The organism is Iodidimonas nitroreducens, assembly GCA_000710935.1.
Classification (GTDB): Bacteria; Pseudomonadota; Alphaproteobacteria; order Sphingomonadales; family Rhodothalassiaceae; genus Iodidimonas; species Iodidimonas nitroreducens.
In genome coordinates, this window is the sequence record BAYV01000027.1 from 30,892 (window position 1) to 54,183 (window position 23,292).

At 56.0% G+C, this 23,292-nt stretch carries 21 protein-coding genes; 8 read left to right on the forward strand and 13 right to left on the reverse strand.

Going from position 1 to position 23,292, the window contains the following annotated elements; genetic code table 11:
* Positions 1–53: 53 nt before the first annotated feature.
* The 3 genes from lspA to AQ1_RS10515 form a co-directional block, all read right to left on the reverse strand.
* The gene (gene lspA, locus AQ1_RS10505) at positions 54–569 is read right to left on the reverse strand and encodes a signal peptidase II (RefSeq protein WP_281300780.1); all 516 of its coding nucleotides are present in this window, start codon (positions 567–569) and stop codon (positions 54–56) included.
* On the reverse strand, positions 566–3,439 hold the full coding sequence (gene ileS, locus AQ1_RS10510) for an isoleucine--tRNA ligase (RefSeq protein ID WP_042087004.1): 2,874 nt from the start codon (positions 3,437–3,439) through the stop codon (positions 566–568). The genes lspA and ileS overlap by 4 nt, the downstream gene beginning before the upstream one ends.
* A gap of 241 nt (positions 3,440–3,680) precedes the next feature.
* Positions 3,681–4,730 (reverse strand): bifunctional riboflavin kinase/FAD synthetase, encoded by a 1,050-nt coding sequence (locus tag AQ1_RS10515; protein ID WP_042087006.1) that lies wholly within the window; start codon positions 4,728–4,730, stop codon positions 3,681–3,683.
* 294 nt (positions 4,731–5,024) lie between these two features.
* On the opposite strand from AQ1_RS10515, the gene AQ1_RS10520 reads away from it, so the two are divergent.
* Together AQ1_RS10520 and AQ1_RS10525 are read left to right on the forward strand one after the other, a co-directional pair.
* Positions 5,025–5,411: a response regulator gene (locus tag AQ1_RS10520; RefSeq protein ID WP_042087008.1), complete on the forward strand. Its 387-nt coding sequence runs from the start codon at positions 5,025–5,027 to the stop codon at positions 5,409–5,411.
* Positions 5,411–6,340, forward strand: a complete 930-nt coding sequence (locus AQ1_RS10525; protein WP_052371210.1) for a protein phosphatase CheZ — start codon at positions 5,411–5,413, stop codon at positions 6,338–6,340. Before AQ1_RS10520 ends, AQ1_RS10525 begins: the two co-directional genes overlap by 1 nt.
* Before the next feature lie 33 nt (positions 6,341–6,373).
* Here the strand turns inward: AQ1_RS10525 and AQ1_RS10535 are convergent, their stop codons facing one another.
* The 3 genes from AQ1_RS10535 to AQ1_RS10545 all read right to left on the reverse strand — a co-directional run bounded on the left by AQ1_RS10535 (position 6,374) and on the right by AQ1_RS10545 (position 9,783).
* A complete protein-coding gene (locus AQ1_RS10535; RefSeq protein ID WP_042087011.1) occupies positions 6,374–7,225 on the reverse strand; it encodes a TIGR01459 family HAD-type hydrolase in 852 nt (283 codons plus the stop codon).
* 4 nt (positions 7,226–7,229) lie between these two features.
* Entirely contained in the window at positions 7,230–8,426 is a 1,197-nt protein-coding gene (locus AQ1_RS14630; protein ID WP_052371211.1) for an EAL domain-containing protein, read from the reverse strand.
* 85 nt (positions 8,427–8,511) lie between these two features.
* The gene (locus AQ1_RS10545) at positions 8,512–9,783 is read right to left on the reverse strand and encodes a sensor histidine kinase (protein WP_161760566.1); all 1,272 of its coding nucleotides are present in this window, start codon (positions 9,781–9,783) and stop codon (positions 8,512–8,514) included.
* Positions 9,784–9,978: 195 nt separating this feature from the next.
* Here AQ1_RS10545 and AQ1_RS10550 point away from each other — a divergent pair, with 195 nt between their 5' ends.
* The 5 genes from AQ1_RS10550 to AQ1_RS14635 all read left to right on the forward strand — a co-directional run bounded on the left by AQ1_RS10550 (position 9,979) and on the right by AQ1_RS14635 (position 13,841).
* Positions 9,979–10,884 (forward strand): DUF748 domain-containing protein, encoded by a 906-nt coding sequence (locus AQ1_RS10550; RefSeq protein WP_042087017.1) that lies wholly within the window; start codon positions 9,979–9,981, stop codon positions 10,882–10,884.
* Between the two features lie 118 nt (positions 10,885–11,002).
* Positions 11,003–11,296, forward strand: a complete 294-nt coding sequence (locus tag AQ1_RS10555) for an SCP2 sterol-binding domain-containing protein (protein ID WP_042087021.1) — start codon at positions 11,003–11,005, stop codon at positions 11,294–11,296.
* 119 nt (positions 11,297–11,415) lie between these two features.
* Positions 11,416–12,612: an acyl-CoA dehydrogenase family protein gene (locus AQ1_RS10560; RefSeq protein WP_042087023.1), complete on the forward strand. Its 1,197-nt coding sequence runs from the start codon at positions 11,416–11,418 to the stop codon at positions 12,610–12,612.
* 11 nt (positions 12,613–12,623) lie between these two features.
* Positions 12,624–13,142 carry a DUF1499 domain-containing protein gene (locus AQ1_RS10565; RefSeq protein WP_052371212.1) on the forward strand — a complete coding sequence of 173 codons (519 nt, stop codon included), beginning with the start codon at positions 12,624–12,626 and terminating at the stop codon, positions 13,140–13,142.
* A gap of 117 nt (positions 13,143–13,259) precedes the next feature.
* Positions 13,260–13,841: a hypothetical protein gene (locus AQ1_RS14635; protein WP_152550423.1), complete on the forward strand. Its 582-nt coding sequence runs from the start codon at positions 13,260–13,262 to the stop codon at positions 13,839–13,841.
* A gap of 49 nt (positions 13,842–13,890) precedes the next feature.
* Here the strand turns inward: AQ1_RS14635 and AQ1_RS10575 are convergent, their stop codons facing one another.
* The 4 genes from AQ1_RS10575 to AQ1_RS14640 form a co-directional block, all read right to left on the reverse strand.
* A complete protein-coding gene (locus AQ1_RS10575; protein ID WP_161760568.1) occupies positions 13,891–15,270 on the reverse strand; it encodes an Ig-like domain-containing protein in 1,380 nt (459 codons plus the stop codon).
* Positions 15,271–15,439: 169 nt separating this feature from the next.
* Entirely contained in the window at positions 15,440–15,937 is a 498-nt protein-coding gene (locus tag AQ1_RS10580; protein WP_042087028.1) for a DUF2793 domain-containing protein, read from the reverse strand.
* 57 nt (positions 15,938–15,994) lie between these two features.
* Entirely contained in the window at positions 15,995–18,262 is a 2,268-nt protein-coding gene (locus AQ1_RS10585; RefSeq protein ID WP_042087030.1) for a phage tail protein, read from the reverse strand.
* A complete protein-coding gene (locus tag AQ1_RS14640; protein ID WP_052371214.1) occupies positions 18,262–18,771 on the reverse strand; it encodes a C40 family peptidase in 510 nt (169 codons plus the stop codon). The genes AQ1_RS10585 and AQ1_RS14640 overlap by 1 nt, the downstream gene beginning before the upstream one ends.
* On the opposite strand from AQ1_RS14640, the gene AQ1_RS10595 reads away from it, so the two are divergent.
* Positions 18,770–19,732 carry a hypothetical protein gene (locus AQ1_RS10595; protein WP_042087031.1) on the forward strand — a complete coding sequence of 321 codons (963 nt, stop codon included), beginning with the start codon at positions 18,770–18,772 and terminating at the stop codon, positions 19,730–19,732. The genes AQ1_RS14640 and AQ1_RS10595 overlap by 2 nt on opposite strands.
* 19 nt (positions 19,733–19,751) lie before the next feature.
* On the opposite strand, the gene AQ1_RS10600 is transcribed toward AQ1_RS10595, so the two are convergent.
* Genes AQ1_RS10600 through AQ1_RS10610 form a run of 3 tightly spaced genes read right to left on the reverse strand, consistent with a single transcriptional unit; the run spans position 19,752 to position 23,207 of the window.
* Entirely contained in the window at positions 19,752–20,594 is an 843-nt protein-coding gene (locus AQ1_RS10600) for a DUF2163 domain-containing protein (protein ID WP_042087033.1), read from the reverse strand.
* 3 nt (positions 20,595–20,597) lie between these two features.
* Positions 20,598–22,955 (reverse strand): DUF2460 domain-containing protein, encoded by a 2,358-nt coding sequence (locus tag AQ1_RS10605; protein WP_042087034.1) that lies wholly within the window; start codon positions 22,953–22,955, stop codon positions 20,598–20,600.
* A gap of 3 nt (positions 22,956–22,958) precedes the next feature.
* Positions 22,959–23,207 carry a hypothetical protein gene (locus AQ1_RS10610; protein ID WP_152550424.1) on the reverse strand — a complete coding sequence of 83 codons (249 nt, stop codon included), beginning with the start codon at positions 23,205–23,207 and terminating at the stop codon, positions 22,959–22,961.
* Positions 23,208–23,292: the final 85 nt, after the last annotated feature.

The window sequence follows — 23,292 nt, forward strand, 5'->3', positions numbered from 1 at the left end:
TCTCTGTTTTTAGGGACTTTCCGCGCAAACAACAAGGCGCATCAAAAAATCATTCAGGGATTTTTATCATGCGGGTGCACAAAACTATCCAAAAGCAGCAAAACAACGCCGACAGAAATCGCCGCATCCGCCACATTGAAAATATAAAAAGACCAGCCAGCGCTATGGACATGGACGAAATCGGCCACCGCGCCATAAACCACGCGATCCCAGATATTGCCAACCGCCCCCCCCAGAATAAGGCCCAGGGCCATAGCCGGGAGCCGCAGGCGGGTGCGTTGCAGCCACACCGCCAAAAGCAGTGATATCAGCCCGGTGACAAGGATCAGAGCCAGCCGCCCGCCATCACTGCCCTGTTGTAAAAGACCAAGGCTGATCCCTTCATTCCACACAAAAGTCAGGCTTAAAAAGGGCAACAGGGGCAGGCTATCCCCGGGCTGCATCGCCAGATCACGCAAAATCCACAGCTTGCTCAGCCGATCGAGCACCAAAACCAAAAGCGCCACCGACCAGCCGATGCGGCGGGCGGCGCGCTGGGCGCGTAAGGAGGATGCAAAAAGCGGTTTCACCCCTGATCCCGACCCGGCCCATTTTGGCCGGATAATGATCCCTCATCCATTGAGGTGACGGCCTTTGCACAGCGTGTGCACAGATCGGGTGCGCCCGATTGGCTGCCCACCTCTTTGCTCACCACCCAGCAGCGCTGGCATTTTTCACCCGATGCCATGGCCATCTCTACGCTGACCCCGGCCACATCATCGAGGCGAAAGGCATCCGCCGGACCTTCACCCGCGATGATCTCAACCGATGAGGTGATGCAGATCTCGGCCAGATCCACATCCTGCAAAGCCTGATAGAGCGTTTCATCCGCCACATGAAGGATAGGGGCCGCTTGCAATGATGACCCGATCTGTTTTTCGCGCCGGGCCACTTCCAGCGCCCCCGTCAGCACCCGGCGCACGGCCCGCACAGCAGACCATTGTTCGGCCAAAGCATCATTGCGCCAATGCGCAGGGGTTTCGGGGAATTGCTGGCGATGCACGCTCATTGCTTCTGCCCCAAAGCGGGCCTGCCACACTTCTTCGGCGGTAAAAACAAGGATCGGGGCGAACCAGCTTGTCAGCCGGTAAAACAAAAGATCAAGCATGGTGCGCGCCGCCCGCCTGCGGATGCTGTCTTTCTGATCGCAATAAAGAACATCCTTGCGAACATCGAAATAAAAGGCCGAAAGATCGAGGATGCAAAATTGATACAAGGCCTGAAAACAGGGATTGAAATCAAAATCATTGATCTTTTCCCGCACCAGCCGATCAAGGGCTTCGGTACGATGCAAAACCCAGCGTTCCAAAGGCGGCATCTGATCATAAGGCAGGCGTTCGGCTTCTTCAAATCCTGCCAGATTGCCCAATAAATAGCGCAGGGTATTCCTGATCTTGCGATAGGCATCCACCTGACCCTTGATGATTTCCTTGCCGATCCGCACATCATCGAAATAATCGGTGGACATCACCCACAAGCGCAGAATATCGGCCCCATATTCATTGACGATATCCTGCGGCGACAGGCCGGTGCCCGCCGATTTCGACATTTTCCGCCCATCGGCATCAAGGGTAAAGCCATGGGTGAGCACCGCTTCATAAGGGGGCCGCCCGCGCGTGCCGCATGATTCCATCAGGCTTGATTGAAACCAGCCGCGATGCTGATCTGACCCTTCCAGATAAAGGGAGGCAGGCCAATCCAGATCATCACGGGATTCCAAAACAAAGGCATGGGTGCAGCCCGAATCAAACCAGACATCGAGAATGTCGGTCACCGCGTCCCAATCATCGGGCTGATGATCCGGCCCCAAAAAGCGCTTGGGGTCACCCGCAAACCAGGCATCCGCGCCCTCGGCCCGAACCGCCGCCACGATCTGTTCATTCACTCGGGCGTCTTGCAGGATTTCACCGCTTTCCGGCTTTACAAACACGGTGATCGGCACGCCCCAGGCGCGCTGACGGCTGATGACCCAATCCGGGCGATCCGCCACCATGCCGCGAATACGGTTTTTCCCCCGCGCCGGAATCCAGCGGACATCCTCAATCCCCGCCAGCGCTTTTTCGCGCAGGCCGTTTTTTTCCATCGAAATGAACCATTGCGGCGTATTGCGGAAAATCAGCGGGGCCTTGGACCGCCAGCTATGGGGATAGCTGTGGATGAAATTTGAACTGGCCAGCAGGCAGCCCACATCGGTGAGCAGAGCACAAATTTTATCGCCCACCTTATAAACATGATCCCCCGCCACCAGCGGCATGTGATCATAATAGCGGCCATCATCGGCCACCGTCATCGGGGTTTCAAGGCCATGGCGCTGACCGATGATGAAATCATCCTCGCCATGGCTGGGGGCGGTATGCACAAAGCCGGTGCCGGCCTCCACCGTGACATGCTCCCCCGGCAAAAGCGGCACATCGAAATCATAACCCTGCCCGCGCCATGGATGGGCGCACAGGGTTCCGGCCAGATCGGCCCCCGTCATCCGGCCCAGACACTGATGGCCGGTGATTTTGGCACGATCCAGAACAGCCGGCAGCAAAGCTTCGGCCACCACAAAGCGCGCCCCACGCGCCAGCAATGCCCCCTTGCTTAAGCTTTCGACCTCAACCAGCACATAATCGATTTCGGGTCCGAAACAGATGGCGCGATTGGCCGGAATGGTCCAAGGCGTTGTGGTCCAGATGATGATGGAGGCATCTTTCAGCAAAGGTTGATCGCTAAAGATCACCGGGAAGGCCACATCGATCTGGGTCGAGCTATGATCGTGATATTCCACTTCCGCTTCAGCCAAAGCGGTTTTTTCCACCGGCGACCACATCACCGGTTTTGATCCTCGGTAAAGCGCCCCAGACGTGGCGAATTTCAAAAGCTCCTCAACGATTTTCGCCTCGGACTCATAGGCCATGGTGGTATAGGGATGATCCCAATCCCCCAAAATCCCCAAGCGCTTGAACTGTTCCCTCTGGCGATCAATCCAATCGGCGGCAAAGGCCCGGCATTCCTTGCGAAATTCGATGGGCTCCACCTCATCCTTATTGCGGCCCTTTTTGCGATAGGCTTCCTCGATCTTCCATTCGATGGGCAGGCCATGGCAATCCCAGCCGGGCACATAAGGCGCATCATGGCCGGTCATCTGTTGCGAACGGATGATCACATCTTTCAGGATTTTATTCATCGCATGGCCGATATGGATATCCCCATTGGCATAGGGCGGGCCATCATGAAGAATGAACCGAGGACGCCCCCGGCCATCGGTGCGCAAATTTTGATAAAGGGATTGCTGCTCCCATTGGGCGAGCCATTGCGGCTCTTTCTGGGGCAATCCGGCGCGCATGGGCAGATCGGTTTCCGGCAGAAAAACAGTGGCGCGATAATCGGCTTTGGCGGCTTCATCACCAGACATATTCAATTCTCACTCAAATCAGGCAAAAGATCACGCAGAATACAGACGCCCCGGCCCCCTGATCGAGAGCCGGGCCGGTAATTCGCGCGCTTTTTCCAAGCCCGAAAGCCATGCCGCAGATCGGTTTCATTCTCATGGCCTGCCTTTTATCAATGCTGCATGAAACGGGCAAGCCTGCTGATCACAACCCCAGAACACGACCCCAGAGCACGACCCATGAATAAGCCCCCTGCCGCGCCTTTCAGCGCAAGCGGGCCAAGAGGGTGGGGTGCTGCGCCAGATAGCTTTCAAGGCGGGGGGGAAGATGATGGCGGCGATCATGGGCCGGATCGGCCAGAATCAGCCGCGCCCGATCACAATCAATTGCAATCTGCGCCTTCAAGGCATCGAGGCCTGAAAATTTCTGCTCAGGCCGGATGAAATCGACCATATCCACCCGCAGGTCGCATCCATATAGATCGCCCTCGAAATCAAACAGATACACTTCCAGCGTCACATCTGTTCTGGCAAAGGTCGGCCGTCGGCCCAGATTGGCGACACCCTCATGAACCTGACCCGTTTTTGCGATCTCGACCCGCACGGCATAAACCCCGAATGCCGGTTCCATAATATCCTTGAGCCTGAGATTAGCGGTAGGAAAGCCGATGGTGCGCCCCCGCCTGTCACCTTCCTCCACCGTCCCCGATATCGACCACCAATGGCCCAACATCCGGGCTGCCAGCCGGGGATTGCCGGCCTTCAGGGTTTCCCGCACCAGACTGGAGGAATAAACCACTCCGCCTTCAGGAGACTTGCCCCCCGCATCATCAAGAGGTGGAAAGCGCACCGGCTCCACCACGCTCAGGCCAAAGCCTTCCATCTGGCCCATATAAGCGAGCAGATCGGTGCCGCCCGCCCGCTTTGCCCCAAAACGATAATCATAGCCCGCCACCAGATGCACCACCCCCAGTTGCGCACATAAAATTGTTTCCACAAATTCCTGGGGCAAAAGGCGCGATAAGGCCTGATCAAACGGCAGGCTGACCAAAAGATCCACACCAAATTGTTTTAAAAGCCACGCGCGATCATGATGGGGCGTGAGCCTGAAGGGGGGATCTTGGGGGCGGAAATAACTGCGCGGATGCGGTTCGGTGGTGATCACCGTCAAGGGCACATTCATAGCCCGCGCCAAGCGGCCCGCCTCACCCACAACGACCTGATGGCCGCAATGAAATCCATCGAAATTGCCTAATGCTGCCACTGATCCGCGCAAATCTTCGGGAAGTGAGCCAGGCTGGCTTATGAGGTCCACGGGGTATCTGGCTCCTTGATCTTTGCTATAAAAAGATGACCATAAGCTGAGGATCGGATCGTGATCCCATGATCGGGTCTTTATATAAAGGCCGTGCACTATAAGCACTGGGCCAAAAAACGCACAAGGCTATCGGCCCGGCACGCCTTTCAAAAAAGCCGATAGCAGAGATAGATATTGTTTGATAGCAATTAACCAGTTTTTTAGATGACCGGTATTACTCTGATGACCTCTTAGCCGGCGGGGGCACTTTCTCGTCTCAATTCAGTATCAATTTCAAGGGTTTGAACAGTTATGGCCGTAGATAAGGCGATGCCCATCCTTATCGTCGATGATTATAAGACGATGCTTCGAATCGTGCGTAACCTGCTCAAGCAGCTCGGCTTTGATAATGTGGATGAAGCCACTGATGGATCACAGGCACTGGAAAAACTTCGCACCAAGAATTATGGCCTGGTCATTTCCGATTGGAATATGGAACCAATGACCGGCTATGAGCTTTTGAAAGAAGTGCGTGCCGATGGCCAGCTCAAAGGCTTGCCCTTCATCATGGTGACTGCGGAATCAAAAACCGATAATGTGATCGCTGCTAAAAAAGCGGGCGTGAACAATTATATCGTCAAGCCCTTCAACGCTGCGACGCTCAAGCAAAAGCTCTCGGCTGTGCTTGGAGATTTCTGATGGGTGCCGAAGAACTCCCGGAAAAGATCGAGGCTCTGGTCGATCATCTTCGGGGGAAACGGGATGAAACATTCTCGCTTGCCGATGTTGCTTCGGTCACCGAAGTGCTGATCGGCACTATGCGCACCTATTTCCGATCGATCGATACCAATATCTATCGGGAATGTCGCACCTTGAGCGATTATATCGGCAATGCCCGGAAGGAAATTGCCGCGCTTCAGCCCAAGGATCTGGAAACCGACCGGATCCCCCGCGCCGGGATGGAGCTGGATGCCATCGTTCAGCAAACCGAAGAAGCCACCAACACCATCATGTCATCGGCCGAAGCGATCATGGGGGCCGATCCCAGTGATGTGGAAGGATTTCAGGAAACGGTGCAGGAGAATATCATGCAGATATTCGAAGCCTGCTCTTTTCAGGATATTACCGGCCAACGCATTTCCAAGGTTGTGCAAACCCTGACCTATGTGGAAACACGCATCCATGAATTGCGCAATCTGCTGGGCATCACCGATGATGATGTCTCGCAAGCTGCGGAAGATGGTTATCCTGAAGGCGATGATCGCAGCCTTTTGCGCGGCCCGGCTTTGGCGGGTGAAGGCATCGATCAGGATGCTGTGGATGCCTTGATGGGATCGGCCAAGCCTGCCCCGGCGAAGCCTGCTGTGGTTGCGCCGCCTCCTGCGCCCCCGGCGCCCCAGGCAACAGAGGCACCAGAGGCAAAGGCCGCGCCAAAACCGCAAAGCCCAAAGCCCAAAGCCGAAGCAGCAAAACCAGCGGCTAAAGCGCCACCCAAGCCAGCGGCCAAAGCAGCAGAAAAACCTGCCGAAAAAGCCCCCCCAAAAGCCCCTGAGAAAGCAGCTGAAACATCAGGCGCAAGTGCACCGGTTTCCAGCAGTCAGGACGAAATCGACGCCCTGTTCAATTAGGGGACAAGACCTCTAAACCGCGCCTTTGGCGTTTCAGCCCTGATCCTGCCAGGCCAGGCTGTGCATCCGGTAATCCGGTGCGGCCCGATGCTGCCCGATCAGATGATCCAGGCCATGAGCCCGCAGATCATCATGATGAATACCGGATTCGATCAGAATGGCCTTGATCGATTGCCCCAAAGCGCCGGTAATATCGGTGGCCAATCCATCGCCAATGATCAATTGCTGATCCGGCGTCACTGATTGTCCGGCTTTTGCGCTGAAAATTTTATGGCAGGCCTCATAAGGCGGCGGCGCAGGCTTGCCCAGCCACCGCACCGCCCCGCCCATATCTTCATAAACATCTGCCACGGCCCCGGCACAGATGAATATTTTGCCGCCATCCCGCACCACGCGATCGGGATTAGCGCAGAGCATGGGCACGCCTTTGCGGGCGGCAGGGGCAATCAGGGCCGCATGGGCATCAAGATCAGGCCCGAAAAGCCCGGTCGCCACCAGCACATCGGCATCATCGCTATCGGCCCCTTCGACAAGGTCAAGGCCCGCCAGCGTGTCGCGATCCTCATCAGGGCCGATATGGAAAAAACGCTGCCCGGTGAAATGCGCCTGCAGATGATGGCGGGTCAATTCCCCTGACGTGATAAGGCCATCATAAGCTGTTTGATCGATGCCAAAAGCCGATAATTGCGCCGCCACCCTTTGCGCCGGTCGGGGGGAATTGGTCACAAGAACGACCATCGCCCCCGCCGCCCGCGCCCGGCACAAAGCATCAACCGCAAGAGGAAAAGCCACCTCGCCATCATGCAAAACACCCCAGATATCGCAGATGATATAAGGATGATCCGCGACCAAAGCAGACAAGCCGGGCAAGACCGGAACAGACATAGGCTTATTCATCCTCGGTGCCGGCATCTTCGCGATTGAGGCGCGGCTTGCCAAAGACATAGCCTTGAGCAAAGGAAACGTCCAGATCGAGCAATTCAGGCACCTGATTTTCATCTTCCACCCGGGCGGCAATCAGGTCGATGCCCTGTTTTTTCAGACTGCGACGAATATCTGCGGGATGGATATCGATCTTATCGCCCAAAAGCAGATCGGCATCGATCTTGACGAAGCGGATATTCCAGCTTTTCAGCTCTGATGGATCAAGACGCACCGAGGTGACATGATCCATGCAAAAAGCATAGCCGCGATCCCCCAAAGCGATCAGCCGATTGCGGGTTTTGCGATCCAAAGCCTGCAGATCCGCCTGTGGAAATTCGAACACCAGCCGCTCGGCCAATTCGGTATTCGACGCCATATAATCGATGAACTGGGGAAAAAAATCTTCATCCAGAACCGATGCTGACGAGATATTGCAAAAGAATTTCACATTCGGGCGCCGTGGCCCCAATTTGCGCACAAGCTGAATACAGCGAAACAGCAACAGATTATCCAGCGTGCCGATCAGACCCGAGCTTTCCGCCACCGGCAGATATTGCTGGGGATAGATCACCTCGTCATGCTCGCCCCGCACCCTTGAAAAACATTCATAATATTGCGGACGACGCGATGGCAGGGCAACGGTTGGCTGCAGATAGAGATCCACCCGATTTTCCGACAAGGCCCCTTGCACCACGGTCAGGATATCCGCCTCGATTTCCGGGGGAAGGGTATCGCGCGCGGCTTTTGTCACCGCAGCGCCCTTCAAAACCGCATCGATATTGATGTCGCCTTTGCGCAATCCCACCCCGCTCCGGCCGATAATCTGACCCAGAAGGGTTTGCAAAACCCGCATTTCGCGGATCATATCGCCTGATTTTTCATCATCCTGATCGCTGTTCCTGTCCACCGATGTGACCCGCAGGGCCAAACGATCCGATTCCCGCGCCAAACGATCTATGGATCGTTCAAGGCCGGCAAGGCGCTTATCCACATGGCGGCGATTGAGCAGCATCAGCAAAACCACGAAGGCGGCCAGCAGAGAAAAAGCGACCAATGCCACCAAAGACTGGGGCCAGGCGGCATAGGATGGCACGATCAGCGTGGCCGCAATGGCCGTGGCCAGCAAAGAGAAAAAAACCAGAAAGGAAAGAAAAATTGTCATGCTGTCTCTGCGCCCCTCAGACATTTCGATGAAACCTAGCGCAGGGATGGGTCGCTGAAAAGAGCGGCTTTAGGGTCAGGACCCATTAACCGCCAAGGCAATCAGCAGAAAAGCACAATTCGCATGAAAATCGGCCCGCCCTGGGGCGTGTCAGTGCAGCATTTTCAGCTTGATCACCGATCCGCATCACCCCGCCATTGCGCAGAGCCAGGCTTTGCGCCAAAGGCAGGCCAGCCACCGTGCGCGCCACCGGATTGGCATAAACATCCTCGTCTTCCGCCGTTTTGGCGATAGCGGCATCAACCTGCTTCAGGCTGATCGCCGGACCATCATCATAAAAACCAAAGACCAACTGGCCGTGGCTATCCAAATGCGCCGATATGCTAATGGTGCCATGGCGCGGGGCCGATAAAAGCACATGCTCGAAGATGGCGGCGATCATCTGATCGCAATCCCCCTGATCTGCCAGCAAAGCGGGCAAGGCCGCTTCGATATTGAGATCAAGGCGCAAATCGGCACGGATCAGGCGGGATTCATAAATCATGGCTTTTTCGGAAATGAGCTGAGCCGGGCTGATCTGGCTGATAGAGCGCCGGACCACCGGGGCCCCCTCCTCGGCTGCCGCCAAAAGATCCTCGATCCGCGCCAAAAGCTCACGCCCGGCGTTCATGATATGATCGGTATAGGTCTGGATCATCTGGATCTGCCGCCCCCCAGCCCCCTTCTCTTCATCCTTATGTGGCGGATCACAAGCGGTCCCGCCATTGCACGATAGCGCCATCACCTCGGCAAAGCCCAATATCCCGTTCAAGGGCGTGCGCAGATCATGGCTGATGCGGGCCAGCATCCTTTGCCGCGCCTGCAGGGCCATATCCCGATCCTGCTGGGCTTTCAACAAGGCCTGATCCACCTGCTGATCATCACGCCGGATGATCGCCACCAGCCTCGGACCGGCAGATCCAACTGTCCCCGTCGATATGGGGCGACAGGTGATGGAGCATGAAAAGCGTGTGCCATCGGCATGGCGTAAATAGCCCGAGATACACAGCTCAGACTGTCGGATCAGGGTTTTTTTCAAACGCTCGATTTCCGAACACATGGTTTGATCATCAATCAGCGAAACAAAATCTTGCCCGGCCAGATCGGTTTTTGGGCAGCCCAGCCAATCACAAATCGCGCGATTGGCATCGGAAATCCTGACCCGATGCTGGGCCAGATCAATATCCAGAAGCAAAAGCCCGGCTTCAGTTTCTTCAAATACCGTATCGAATAAACCGGAGGGACCGGGCTTGCGCACCAAAGAAGGAAGGGTCAAGGGTTGGAACGGCTTGCTCCGTTCGCTCAATGCACCGTCCATCTGCATCTCCGATCATTCATAAATCACTAGAACAAAACCCATCAACACACTGTATTTATGTGTCTTATCCCGATATGAATGAATCATGGCCCATTGAATCCCTAGGATCAAGATAATAGTTAATAATTTATTAAGTGTCGCTTTCAGAGCGATCAGGCCTTAAGGTTGAACAGGACTCTGTCTGCACAGAAAGGGATGATCATGCGCAAGATTTTGTTGGCGATTGTTGTCTTGTTGCTGCTGGTGATCGGCGGTGGGGCCTTTTGGCTTTACACCGAAGGTGAAGAGGCAATACGCGCCGGGCTGGAACGCCATACACCCCCCATTTTGGGTGCGCCGGTTTCCCTTGCGGCTGTTTCCTTTTCACCCTTCAGCGGCGCCGCGGGGATTAAGGGATTTCGCATCGGCAATCCCGATGGCTATTCCGATGCCGATGCGCTTCAGTTGGATAGCCTGTCGATCAGGCTCGAACCGCGTTCCGTGCTAACCGATCTGATTAAAATCAATGACATCACCATCGATGCCCCAAAAATTCATATCGAACCGGGCCCGGGTACGACCAATCTGCAAACCATCCAGAAAAATATCGAATCCTTCATCGCCCAGCAGCCGGCAGAGGAAGAAGCCGCAACCGCCAATATCTTTATCGATCATTTCCGTCTGAATGACGCCGTCATTTCGATCGGAGGCGGTTCCATCGGCTTTTCCGATCAAACCCTTACACTCGCCGATATTCATCTCGAGGATATTGGCGGTGCGAATGGCATGGCCCCCGCCGATGCCGCTCAACTGATCTTAAAAGCGGTGATGCCGCAGATACAGGCGGCTTTGGCCAGCGATCTGGGCAGGCAATTGCTGGGCGATGCACGCGCCAAGCTTGATAATCTTGAAGGCAAGGCCCGGCAGGAACTTAATCAGGAACTGGAAAAAGCCAAAAGCAAGCTCGGCGATAGCCTGAAGGAACAAACAGACAAGCTGCCCGAAGGCACAACAGATAAGATCGAGGAGAGCGTCAAATCCGGCCTGAAGGACTCCGGGCTCGGCGGGCTTTTGAAAAAGAAAAAGCCTGAGGAACCCGCCGATCCGCCCGCCGGTGGATAAGAGGACGGCAAATAAATCTGGCCACTCCCATTGCCGGGGGGCTGTCATCCATGTCGGCCCATGCTAGCCTTTGGCTTGATATCAACAGGGCAAACGCCTTTTTCACAGGAACTGATCTATGAGCCTCACCGAACTGACCGAAACTGTGCGCGGCAAAGTCGCCAATTCCAGCATTTCCAGCATCATCAAATTCGATCTGGGGGAAACCGGCGTGATTCGCATTGATGGCAGCCAAAAGCCCCCCGCCGTGGATAATGAAGATGGCGATGCCGATTGCACGATCAAAGTCAGTCTCGATGATTTTCGCGATATCATGGATGGCAGCCAGAATGCCCAGATGGCCTTTATGATGGGCAAGCTGAAGGTGGAAGGCGATATGGGCGCAGCCATGCAGCTTGCTGGCGCTCTTTGAGCTATCATCGGCTCGCCCGCAAAGCCTGATCATGGAATCGGTGCCTAACTATTCGGGCCGATCACCTCGAATTTACCGACCAATCGGGATATGGCCCAGCAACAAGGGACCGCACAAAGATGGATTTGTCATTCACCGCCGAAGACAGCGCGTTCCGGGATGAGGTCAGGCAGTTTCTGGCAACATCCATTCCCGATAGCCTGCGCGACAAGCTGGATCAGGGTGCCCCGCTTTTGAAAAGCGATTATGTGGGCTGGCAAAAAATTCTTTATGATAAAGGCTGGATCGCCCCCGGCTGGCCAAAAGAGGCCGGGGGCTGCGGCTGGAATGCCACGCAGCAATATATCTTCAATCTGGAATTGGGTCTTTCGGGGGCCCCGCGGCCCATTCCTTTTGGCCTCAATATGGTGGGCCCAGTGATCTATAGCTTTGGCAATGAAGCACAAAAAGCACAGCATCTGCCGGGCATCCTGAAAAGCGATGTGTGGTGGGCGCAGGGCTATTCCGAGCCAGGGGCGGGGTCTGATCTTGCATCCCTGCGGATGGCGGCGGTGCGTGATGGTGATCACTATATCCTGAATGGCACCAAGCTTTGGACGACCATGGCCCATTGGGCGGATTGGATCTTTTGCCTTGTTCGCACATCAAATGAGGCAAAGCCCCAGGATGGCATCAGTTTTTTATTGGTGGATATCACCACTCCGGGCATTTCCATCGATCCGGTGATCACCATCGATGGGGAGCATCATGTCAATCAGGTGACCTTTGAAGATGTGCGGGTGCCGGTGGAAAACCGGATCGGCAAAGAAGGGGCGGGCTGGACCTGCGCCAAATTTCTGCTGGCCAATGAGCGTCAGGCCATCACCGATCTGGGGGCGAAAAAGCGCATGTTGCAGCGTTTGCGCGCTCTCGCTACTGAGATCAATGCAAATGGCAAGCCTCTATTACAAGATCCCGATTTTTCCAGAAAACTGACTGATCTCGATATTCAGGTCAGCGGCCTTGAATATACCGAGCTGCGTTTTCTCGATGCCCAATTACGCGGCGAAGAACGCGGTTTTGAGCCTTCGATCCTGAAAGTGCGTGGCACCGAATTACAGCAGGCCCTGTCCGAACTTTATGTCGAGGCTTTGGGCTATTTTGCCTTGCCCTACCCCACAAACCGTGGTGACCATGGCAGCAATATGCCCGAAAGCGGGCCACAAGGTGCGGCCAACGGCGTTGCGCATTTTCTTTATTCGCGTGCCGCAACGATTTATGGTGGCACCAATGAAATTCAAAAAAATATCATGGCCAAGCTGTTGCTCCGCGCCTGAAAGGCTGTCTTATGTCGATCATTGATGCCATTCGCTATACGGCCATTGCCTTGTCGATTTTGATCGTGATCGTGGGGCTTGGGCTTTTATTCATGACCCCGGCCCAACTTGAAAGCATCTTTGGGACCAAACCCCTGCCTGAGATTGATTTTGCTACCCTAAAGCGCCCTGATAGCCCTAATACCTATCTGCTCTGCCCTCTAAACACCTGCCTTCAATCCACCCCCGATCAAATAGCCCCGGTTTTTGAAGCCAACCCCGAACAATTGCGGGATCGCATTTTGGAATTTGTGGATAAATCCCCGAATATCCAAACCCGAACGATGGACCCGGCCAATGCGCAATATGATTTCATAGAACGCACCCCGGTGATGCGCTTCCCCGATATCATCACGGTCCGCATCTATCCTGCAGGGGATGGCGGATCAACACTGGCCATCTATAGCCGATCCGTTTATGGTCATTCCGATCTTGGTGCCAATCGCAAACGTGTGGAACGCTGGCTTGCGGTGATCTCTCCAGCTTCATAAATCTGCATTTGACACCAGATTTTACATGAATTGTCAGTTTGACCATTCATTAAGCTCTGTCCTCGACACTCATGAACCATAGGTGTCTCATTGGGTGTCGTTACAGGAGCAGGTGTCATGAAGTTGAGCAGATCCATTATCCTTCTGATCGCAGCTTTGGGAAGCCTGTTTTGGGCTGAAAAAGCCTTTGCGCAATGCCTGTCTGCCGATGATCGCGTGGCGCATCAGGTGCGGATTTTGCAAACCCAGATGATGGTGGGCGCTTTGCAATGCCGGGGGCGTAAGGATCTGGGGCAGCGGCAGCTTTATAATCAGTTCGTGGAAAGCCACCAAAGCGCCCTCGCCGAACATGGAGCCGCGCTTATTTCCTATTTCAAGCGGGAATATGGCACGGCCCACAAAACTCATCTGGATAAACACATCACCAGATTGGCCAATCAGATTTCAGCCGCCGTTCGCACCCAGCCTGATTTTTGCCAGCGCATTGCAGCCCTTGGCAAAATCGTTCGGGATGGATCACAAGATCTGGAACAAATTGTCGATCTGCCGATCACATTGCCTCTATCGGCCAATCCCCGGGTCTGCATGGCGGGAAACAACGCTCCCGCCAGCATCCTCTCTTCCAATGGTCCAGCATCCGATAATATGGCGTCCAATGATCGGGCAAGCACGCCGAATAAAATCGATAGCGCCCAATAAAGCCTCCGGAATAAGGCTTCAGGCCTTGCTTTAAAAGAGCGCTGCCCGCTTATTCGCCGGGCTGGGGATATAAAATCTCCACACGGCGGTTTTGCGGTTCGCGCACCCCGTCATTGGTGGGCACCAGCGGGTCAAGCTCGCCTTTGGCAAGCGTGGTCATCACCCCGTCCGGCACCCCGATGCGGGCCAAAGCCTCTTTCACCTGATCCGCGCGCCTTTGCGATAATCCTTCATTATAGGTTTGCGGCCCAGCCTTATCCGCATGGCCCACAAGCTCAACCCGGGCAATGCCATATTTGGCAAAGGCATCGGCCGCATCCTGCAATATCTGCTGGGCATCCGCTGTTATCTTTGTGCTGTCAAAATCGAAAAACACGATGAAGGGGCCGATTTCGGGGGCCAGAACATCCACCACCACCGTAGCCGTTGCCACATCGCCCGCATCGTCTTGAATGCTGTAGGTAAAGCGATCCTGACCAACAAAGCGGGGGTCAGCCTGATAGCGCAAACGACCCGCCTCGCCGCGTGTAATGGTGCCATGCCCGGCTTCACCAATGGTGGCAATGCCGGTGATCGAGCCATCAGCATCACGATCATTGCCCAACACATTAATCTCAACACCTTCTCCCGCCATCACCCGGGCGCGATCATCATTGGCCTGCGGTGGTTGATTAACTGCTACAGGAGCCGGTGCAGGAGCCGGTGCGGCGGTGCGTTTGGGGGCCGCCTGGCCATTGCCGCCAAAGGCATAGCGCAGGCCAAAAAGCACGGAATGCGCCTTGTATTTCGCTTCTGCATCGATGCGATCCGCCACCCGAAGATCGCTTTGACCCGTCACCAGAAAGCGATAGCCCACTTCCGCCGTCCAATGCTCGCTCAGGGCCGAACTGAAACCAGCCAAAGCCTGAAAAGCCGGTTCCGCATCATTATTGTTCAAAAGGGATTCGCCGCTGGCCAAGCGATATTCCAAATCCACCACAGCCATCCCAAGGCCAACCCCCAGATAAGGCTGAAATCCGCGCACAACGGGCACATCATAGATAGCATTGAGCATGAAGGTCGATGCGGTGGCGCGGGTTTCATCTAAGGCCACAGGCCCCGAAAAAGGCGCAAGGCCCAAAGCGGCTCCAGCACCCCCATCCTCACGCACATCAAGCCTATCAAGATCATTGCGGCGATAAAGGTATTCAAGCTCCAGGCGAATAGGCTTGAAATCATAACCAAAAGCGCCGCCCAGAACGAACCCGGTATCGCGCTCATCTTTTGATCTGAAATCGCCTTCCAATGCCTCGTCATGAGCCCAGTTGATCCCGGCCCGCACAGCACCATAAAAATTTCCGGCCTCGCCTTGGGCTGTTTCTTGCGCCATCGCCAATGCCCCGAATGGCAATAAGCTGCATGATGCCAACAAAACCAATGATATTCTCACGATGATCCCCTTATAAACGCAAATATTATGTCTTACCGACCACTGTGGCATATCCTAACGCACCGCCTCAAACAGCGCCAGATGAGCCTTTAAATTTATAGCCTTTAAAATTTGTCGAAATCATGATGATCATGATCTTAGGTTGTTGCACGCGCAGATCAATCTCCACTCAATTGCCGATCAGTCCATGGGTGCGTAGCATCGATAAAATCTGCCCCAGCGTGGCTCTCGCCTCCGCATCGATGATCTCGCCGCCCAAGGGATCGGCAATCGCAGACTGGCGCGGCCCCACCACCTGTTGCCCCCAGATGGTAAAGCGATCCGCCCACACATCGCCGCTGCGCCAGAATGTGCCATCATAAATCGTATCAAACAGGCGATCCGCAAGCCAGGCCCGCATTCCGGTGACCGGCGGCACAAAAACCCAGCCCCCATCAAGCCATTGGGCAATCTTGTTTTCATGCCCGGCCCAGGCCCCCGATGCCCCGGCCGCCACGATCCATGCCTGACCATTTTGCGGTTCTTCCGGGGGAGCGGCCAAAACAGAGCTTTCTATATGCAAATGCAGCAAAAGATCGATGCGGGCAATCGCCTCATTATGGGTGATTTCTTTTTGAGACTGATTGGTCAAAATAAAAGGAAAGGCATATCTTGGGGATTGAGTCATGATGGTCTCCGGTACACATATTCTGAAATGAAGCTGACGATTTGATCGCGAAATTGGCTATGCCATGTCCACAAAGCCGGATGCGGCAAAGCCGCGCCCGACACTGGCGCTCATCTGATACAGGGCAATCTCGATCCGGCTTTGGGGGCTGCCGAAATCCGCCATTTGCTGATCAAGGCTATAGATCAGCGATGGGGTTGATGTGCTCAGGGTCCGCAGGCGTGTCCCGTTCGAGAGGATATCAAGCTCATAGCCCTCAGCCTCTTCACCCAAAGGCACATCGCGGCCATCAAGCCAATCGCCCCCCACCCGCGTGCGCCTCAGCCATTGGATGGCAAGATCAAGATCAGGCAGCCGCTGGGCCCGCACATGCACGGGCGCCAAGGGCATCAGGGCGCGCCCACCATAGCTGAAAACACTGGCATCCGTGTCATCAAGGGCCGCATTGACCGAAACCGCCTTTATCAGGGTTGATTGCCCGAAGAGGGCCACGGGCGCATCGATCTCTATAAGCGCGCCGCCATCAAGCAAAATGAATCTTTCCCCCGCCTGATGCCCGTGCATCGCCCATTCCGTTCCATTACGACCCCGTAACAAGCCCCTTAACCTATAGCGACCATCCGGCTCCAAATGGGCATTGCGGAACTGAATGATCTCATCGCCTACCACCGCCACATTGGCACCATTAAGCACTGCCAAAGCCGAACGGCTTTCCAAAGCCATGTCGGGGCGCACCAGCCTTATGAACAGCTCATGATGTTCATCCCAATAAACCGCAGTCCCCGCAGGCAGGGTCGTCACCGTTTCCCCGATGATGGCGCTGGCCCGGCTGCTGGTGATGAGATCGTAATTTTCGCCCTGATCGCGCGACAGATAAACCGATCCCCCCCGCCAACCCGGCGAGGGCCCAGCCATTGCCGCCAGCAATCGGGGCGTACCCGCAACAACACCCGAGCCAAAACCCAGGCCTGGCAGATCCAGCAAATGCACAAGGCTGATGCCCACCGGCAAAACCACCGGCGGGGTAAAGGTCCCGCTCGCCGCACCGGCCAGAACCAGATCCGGCAAGGGCCCAATGGGATGGGCGGTCACCTCCACATGATCGGCAGCAATCGTCATCTCGGTGATCAAAAGGCGGAACATGCGGCCATCGACCGGATAAACGATCCGGTCCCCCACCTCTAAAGTGGCATAATCGGATGGTAATAAAAGCTGGTGATTTTCCTGTTTCATCCAGGATAAGGCCAGCAAAAGTTCGGCCTGCTTTTTGGCCCGATCCGCCGTCACAAAAAGCGGGCTATCAACAGTAAAGCGGCGCTCCGTATGGCTTTGCTGGCGGCGGGCGCGCTGAACCGAGGGCTGGAAATCACGCTGAGGATCACCATAACGCACGGCCATTTCCTGCCATAAATCCGCACCCTGCTCCCGCTCGATCCGCACCGAAAACCGATCCCCAGAACCATCGGTTGCTGCCGTGCCCAGATCTTTGAGCGGCACGGTCCGTTCATCGCCGCTCAAAAGCCCGCGAAACCCCAAAGCCCCGGAACCTTCAGAAGCACTGGCCGGAAACAGGGCCAAAACACCCTCCATCGCCGCCCGTGCCGCAATATCCCGGGCCACGGCCAGCCCGGTGATCGGCTGATCCATATCGAGAAGGGCAATATCCCTCATGCCTGCCTCAGCGCCGATCTGTTGCAATAATCGGCCAGATGTCAGCCCCTCATCCGCCATCACCTCAAAGCTCAGATTAGGGGCGCGATTGGCAAATTCAGCCAGTTCCAGACCTTCTAAAACGGCATAGGCCAGCCCGCGAAAGGCCGGGGCATTGGCCACACCTTCATGGGCTTCGATCAGGGGATCGGGTTCTTGCGTTTCCAGCCCGCGATAAACCCGCAGGCGCGCAGGCGAAAGCCACGCCCCCGCCTGATCGCGCAATAATTTTCCATCCGCCCAGATCCGGCCGATATCAAGGATCGGGCGGGCGCTCAGCCCCACCGCCATAGAGACGGAATAGCTGAATTCCACCGTGGTGGCGGATTTTGCCCCCTTACCGCCCGAAGATTGCTTTGATTGCGTGCGCTTTTCAATCAGGCCGCTCGACCAAAGAACATTGCCCGCCACCCGCGCCGTGCCAAAAACCAATGGAATGGGCGATCCAAGGGCCGAGCTTTGAACGCTCAGATCATCAAGACGCGGCCCTTCCCGCTCCCCACCATTGCCAAAAAAAATCGAGCGATCGATGATCCCGCCCACAGCGGCCCCCAAAAGCCCCCCGATGGATCCACCAAGAGCCGTCCCAACCGTGCGCAAAAGCAAACTGGCCATTATTCTATCCCCGGAAAACGAAAGCCGCAGTGAATGGAGCGCCGCCAAGCGGCATCCATGCGATGTTCGATCACTTTGCCCACGCGCTCGCAGGCATGGATGATGCCCTTGCCGGTCGTAATACCGGCATGGCTCACCCCGCCGCCTTCCAGGGATAAACAGATCATATCCCCGGTTTCGGGCCAATCGACAGGGGTAAAGCCGGCCGCCACCGCCCCTTTCAAAAGGCGATCATCGCGAAAACTGCGCGGATATCCGCTTTGGTCATAGCGGCTGAGATCAAGCTCCCAGGCCACCCACAAGATCAGCCCCACACAATCGAAGCCGTGTTGAGGCGTCCGCCCCTGATGGCGAAAGGGGGTTCCCAAAGCCGATCTGGCCGTCACTAAAATATCAGATTGTGAAACCGCTCTTCTATTTTGCGCACTGCCTGTGCTATCGCTTTTCTCTGAACAGGCAATATCCGGTCCGCAACCGATCATCGCCTCATCACCATAGTGAGGAATCATGGACGTCAACTCTTTCATTATCTATCTGCACGAACTTCGCAATCAGTGCCTCTACACCCATTCGGCGCTGAATATTTTCAACCAGTGCCTTGAGCAGAAAAACCAGACAGGCGTTCTGTTTGCCGGGCAATCGGCACTCTCTGCAGCGGCTCAGGTCGGGGCTATTTTATGGCCATCGCGCGCCCGTGCCCGTCGCCGGGGCGAAGTGCTGCGCGAAAAGCTGCAGCTCCCTGAAAGCCATGCTTTAGGCGACCGCCGCTTTGTCGAGCTGTGGGAACATGCCGATGAAAAACTCGATGATTGGGTCAAAACCACGAAGGGCGAGCGCGTTCTGTTCGATTTCGTGGGCGATCCCAAAACCATCAATCTGCCCGGTTTGAAAGAATCGAGCGTGTATCGGCTTTATGATACCACCAGCCAGATTCTGGTTTTTCGGGGCGTGGGCTATAATCTGGGCAATCTTGCCAAAGCCATTGAAGAAATCGGTCGCCGCGCGGAAGTGCTCATGAAACAAATCATGGAGCAAAGCCAGACCGCGCAAAATGCCCAAAATCCCAATGGTCAGGACAGCGCAAACGGCCCTGCTACAAGCCCGGCTCCATCCGCCAGTGGGCCGCAGATGGGCCTTGGCGGAGCCGGCGAAGGTCGCGCCGAAGAACCCGCCAATGATAGCGCAGACGATACTGATAGCATCAGCCCCCTGAAAACAGAGGCGCCGCTGGCCGATGAACCCGCCAGCCAAGCCCCGGCCACAGAAGCCAAAAAGGCTGAGACCCCGGTTGAAGCCAAGCCGGAAACCAAGGCTCCCGCAAAAGCTGAGACCAGAGCCCCCGCCAAAGCCCCTGCTAAATCGGGTGCCAAGGCACCAGCCAAGGCAGCAGCGAAAACCAGCGATGCCAAAAAGCCCACAAAAAGTGCGGCCAGTAAAAAACCAGCGGCCAAATCAGGCAAAGACACCTGATAGCGATCCGGGTTTGCCCCTAAAGCAGACCCGGATAATCAAGCAGGGCATCCGTACCGGGAACAAAGGGATCGCCGCGAAAATTGATGATATTGTCAAATTTATCGCGGCAGATCGCCAATGTTTTATCGCACCCGGCGATGATGGTAAAAATATCCCCCACCGCCATGGGCTGTGGCGGTGCCTGTAAAAGATTGATCTGATCGCCTTGATGGCTGCGCACCTCGCTGATCAGGCCGCCATTTTTTCCCGTATGCCAGCGGATTTTCCCGAAATCATACCAGCGCGCAGGTTTCGGGCCAAAGGAGCCGCGAAAGGTGGTTTCATTGATGATCGCCGTCAGCCCGGCGGTTTCGGTGAAGGCATTGAGGGATTTCTTGCACCGGCGATCCCCCAATTCGGCGCGACAACCCGGCGAATAGCTTTCCGTCATCACCGCTGAAAGGCCATGGGTCATCCCCCGCATTTCGGCCTGAAAACGATCATCGATCCGGGTGATCCGCCCCAATGACCCCTGTTTGATCAACAGGCTGCCCGCATCCGGGTCCATCCAATTGACCAGAAACACCCAAATCCGGGCATCATCAAACCGTCCGCTGGAAAGATCTTCGGCCAAAAGGCTTCGGCTCATCAGCACCCCATCGATTTCCAGATTATCGATGGCCAGATCCGCAGTTTCCCGCGCCGCACTGGCCGAAAGCCCGCCATCGGCGCGATAAATCAGGCCATCGACCCGCAAATCGCGATCATGGGATGTCAAAGCCAGCATAACCCCATCGCGTCTTTGCAGCCGCCAGCACAGGGCTAGGCTGGTCACATCTTCTGCCAGATGCCGGCCAAAAGCCTGGGTAATCGCGCGCATGGCCTACTCCCTGATTTCCAGAAGGCGGATGGCCGGGATCTGCCCGGCATCAAAAGCATCGAGGGATAAAGCGAGCCGGTCCTCGGCAAAGCGCACCGGCACATCAAACAGATATCCCGCCGTGATCACCGCGCCCGCCAGCGGCGGGCTATCAAAGCGCACCAGCCCCATAGCGGCATCGCAGGTCCAGCCCTCAAGGCGTTCAACCCCATCGATGGCAAGGCGCACGGTTTCTTTTTCCGGACGGGTGATCCGCCGCAAATGCGCTGTTTCCCCCGCTCCATAGCGCTTGATCAATTGAAAATCGCGCGTCACCCCATCACCGGTGCCGATCTGCTGATCAAGGGGGGATGGCGTCCCCATATCCACCGCCGAGCTATGATCCGCCCAATCGCGAAAGCGAAAGCCATAGGCCCGCCCCGCCCGCGCCCGGAAAAACGCCATCAGAACCGAAAGATCGTGAGCCGAGCGCAAACCGCTCGATAGATCATAAACAGCACGGGCCTGATCCCATTCCCGGTTGCGCCGTTCATGCCCCGAAGCCGTTGAGACCACCCGGGTGGAAAATCCCGGCCCGCCGGTCGATCCAAAGCTCACCGCTTCGGGCAGGCGCACATCATGAAATCCGGTCATATCCGGCTCCTCCATATCCTGATCAAAAACCACAACCCCATCGCGCATGATCTGGGTATAGGCCCAGATCACCCGTTCGGAAAATCCGCGCTTTTCGGCATCGATCAAGGCCCATTCGATATTGGGCCAGATATGCAGATCTTCGGGAAGCAGAACGAAACCACTGAAAAACTGCGTTTTATTAAGCGGATAACCCAATTCGGCCACCACCGTTTCAATGCCCTTTTCATGGGCATACCAATCCCCATCGATGACATGATCATAATCTTCGATCTGCACGAAATCATAAGCCGGATAAGCCCAATGGGAGGCCGGGAAATTGGCTGTTTTCAGCATCGGTGCTTGCGCATCAAGCACTTGTGGCGTGAAAAACAACAAGGTCACCTGCGCCCCGGAATAGCGATTTTTCACATGATCACGCAGCCGGTGGGTGGCGGCCCCCAGCTTTTCCCCCAGCCAATCGAGAAAGAGCTGCTGATCACCATCGGGGCTTTCCAAAGCACTTTGATGCGCCACAGGCATCTCCAGCCCGGTTTCGAGTAAATAAAGCGCGCGTGTGGCCTCATCATAAAAATGCGGCACCCGTCCGCCGCCCAGCGATACCCACCACCAGGGCTCGCCAATCTGAAAAACCGGAGGCAGGCCCGCCGCCATCATCAGATCACCAAAGGCCGAATAAACCCGTTCAAGATAAAAAAGCGCATCCCCATTCGTGGGGGCGATCAGGGTTGAAGGCGGCTCCCAGCCGGTCAGGGCACGATTGCCGTCATAATCGCGCTGCGCCCATTCATCCGGGGCATTCGCGGCAAAAATCTCAAACGACAAAGACAAAGCCAAAGTCATCTTCATCTGTACCAAACGGGCAAACAGATCCTGATGCCAGGCCCGGGTGGCGAGATTGAGCGCCGGAGCATCAGGATCGACGACCCAGCGTTCCTCATCAGCCCGCCAGCCCAGCGTATAATAATGGCTCATCCCCACATAATGGGTAAACCAGTCGCGATAGCCCATCTGCACGATATTGCGCAGCAATCGGGCGGGGGTGATATTAAAGCTATCATCATAGCCATTGGCGATGCGCACGCTATGGGGCTTCATGGCGTCATCACCAAGGGCCAGATCGGCCCGCCCGCCACGCACCGATAGATCGCTGATCAGCACCGATCCTTCAACAGCACCGCCCGTGAGCGGGGCTTCATCATCAGGATCATAGCCGGGTGCGACCATCGAAATGAACATCCGATCCAGATCGCCGGCATAAACCGGATCGGCCTCGGCAGGTAGGAAAAAGCCCCCGTCCAGATCATCGAAATCAAGGGTGATGATCGCATTTGTCGCGGTGCCCACAGCATAGTTCCACAGCCTGACAAACCAGGTGCGCGGTACGCCTGCGGCATCCCGCCCCTCGATGGTAAGGGTCGGGCCAAAGCTTTCGGATAATGTGCGCAAGCCCGTGCTTTGCCAGCGAAAACGCAGCACAAGGCCCCGATAATCGCGGTTCGTTTCATAACCCAGCAAAGGATGATCGAAATGATCCTCGCTATCCCAGATGAGGCCCGCCAGATCATTGCGGCGATAAAAAACCAAAGAGGCCCTGAGCGCCTCTCCACCGGGATTGGTCACCGCCGCCATCATCGGACGGGGGAAATTGACGGTCCAGAAACGCGGATCGAACCGGGTGACGGATCGCTCGTCAAAGCGATCCGCCTGTGAGGCCAGCCACAGCATGGCTCAATCAAACCTTTGGGCCTGTGCCAGCGCCCGACGCACCGACAAGGCAATCTGCGTGGCGCTTTGCTGGCGGGCATCCGCCCCATCGCCGCCACCCGTCATATTGATAACAATGGAAATGGGCCGCCCACTGCCACCCGCCGCCGCCGGCCCCGAAGCCGGGCGATTGGGACGAATATCCCCGGCCGTGCGCGGCACAAACAATTCCGGCCCCTGTTCACCCACCATATAGGGCTGATTGGGGGTCACCGGACCCCCATGGGCGCGGCCCGGCAATCCCACCACACCAGATAGAAATGACGAGAAAATCCCCCCGCCACCAAAGCCGCCCTAC

Excerpts from the sequence above, each read along its gene's own strand:
- ileS (WP_042087004.1), bottom strand. The coding sequence starts at position 3,439 with ATGTCTGGTGATGAAGCCGCCAAAGCCGATTATCGCGCCACTGTTTTT.
- AQ1_RS10520 (WP_042087008.1), top strand. The coding sequence starts at position 5,025 with ATGGCCGTAGATAAGGCGATGCCCATCCTTATCGTCGATGATTATAAG.
- AQ1_RS10525 (WP_052371210.1), top strand. The coding sequence starts at position 5,411 with ATGGGTGCCGAAGAACTCCCGGAAAAGATCGAGGCTCTGGTCGATCAT.
- AQ1_RS10535 (WP_042087011.1), bottom strand. The coding sequence starts at position 7,225 with ATGTCTGTTCCGGTCTTGCCCGGCTTGTCTGCTTTGGTCGCGGATCAT.
- AQ1_RS14630 (WP_052371211.1), bottom strand. The coding sequence starts at position 8,426 with ATGACAATTTTTCTTTCCTTTCTGGTTTTTTTCTCTTTGCTGGCCACG.
- AQ1_RS10545 (WP_161760566.1), bottom strand. The coding sequence starts at position 9,783 with ATGGACGGTGCATTGAGCGAACGGAGCAAGCCGTTCCAACCCTTGACC.
- AQ1_RS10550 (WP_042087017.1), top strand. The coding sequence starts at position 9,979 with ATGATCATGCGCAAGATTTTGTTGGCGATTGTTGTCTTGTTGCTGCTG.
- AQ1_RS10555 (WP_042087021.1), top strand. The coding sequence starts at position 11,003 with ATGAGCCTCACCGAACTGACCGAAACTGTGCGCGGCAAAGTCGCCAAT.
- AQ1_RS10560 (WP_042087023.1), top strand. The coding sequence starts at position 11,416 with ATGGATTTGTCATTCACCGCCGAAGACAGCGCGTTCCGGGATGAGGTC.
- AQ1_RS10565 (WP_052371212.1), top strand. The coding sequence starts at position 12,624 with ATGTCGATCATTGATGCCATTCGCTATACGGCCATTGCCTTGTCGATT.
- AQ1_RS14635 (WP_152550423.1), top strand. The coding sequence starts at position 13,260 with ATGAAGTTGAGCAGATCCATTATCCTTCTGATCGCAGCTTTGGGAAGC.
- AQ1_RS10580 (WP_042087028.1), bottom strand. The coding sequence starts at position 15,937 with ATGACTCAATCCCCAAGATATGCCTTTCCTTTTATTTTGACCAATCAG.
- AQ1_RS10585 (WP_042087030.1), bottom strand. The coding sequence starts at position 18,262 with ATGGCCAGTTTGCTTTTGCGCACGGTTGGGACGGCTCTTGGTGGATCC.
- AQ1_RS10595 (WP_042087031.1), top strand. The coding sequence starts at position 18,770 with ATGGACGTCAACTCTTTCATTATCTATCTGCACGAACTTCGCAATCAG.
- AQ1_RS14640 (WP_052371214.1), bottom strand. The coding sequence starts at position 18,771 with ATGATTCCTCACTATGGTGATGAGGCGATGATCGGTTGCGGACCGGAT.
- AQ1_RS10600 (WP_042087033.1), bottom strand. The coding sequence starts at position 20,594 with ATGCGCGCGATTACCCAGGCTTTTGGCCGGCATCTGGCAGAAGATGTG.
- AQ1_RS10605 (WP_042087034.1), bottom strand. The coding sequence starts at position 22,955 with ATGCTGTGGCTGGCCTCACAGGCGGATCGCTTTGACGAGCGATCCGTC.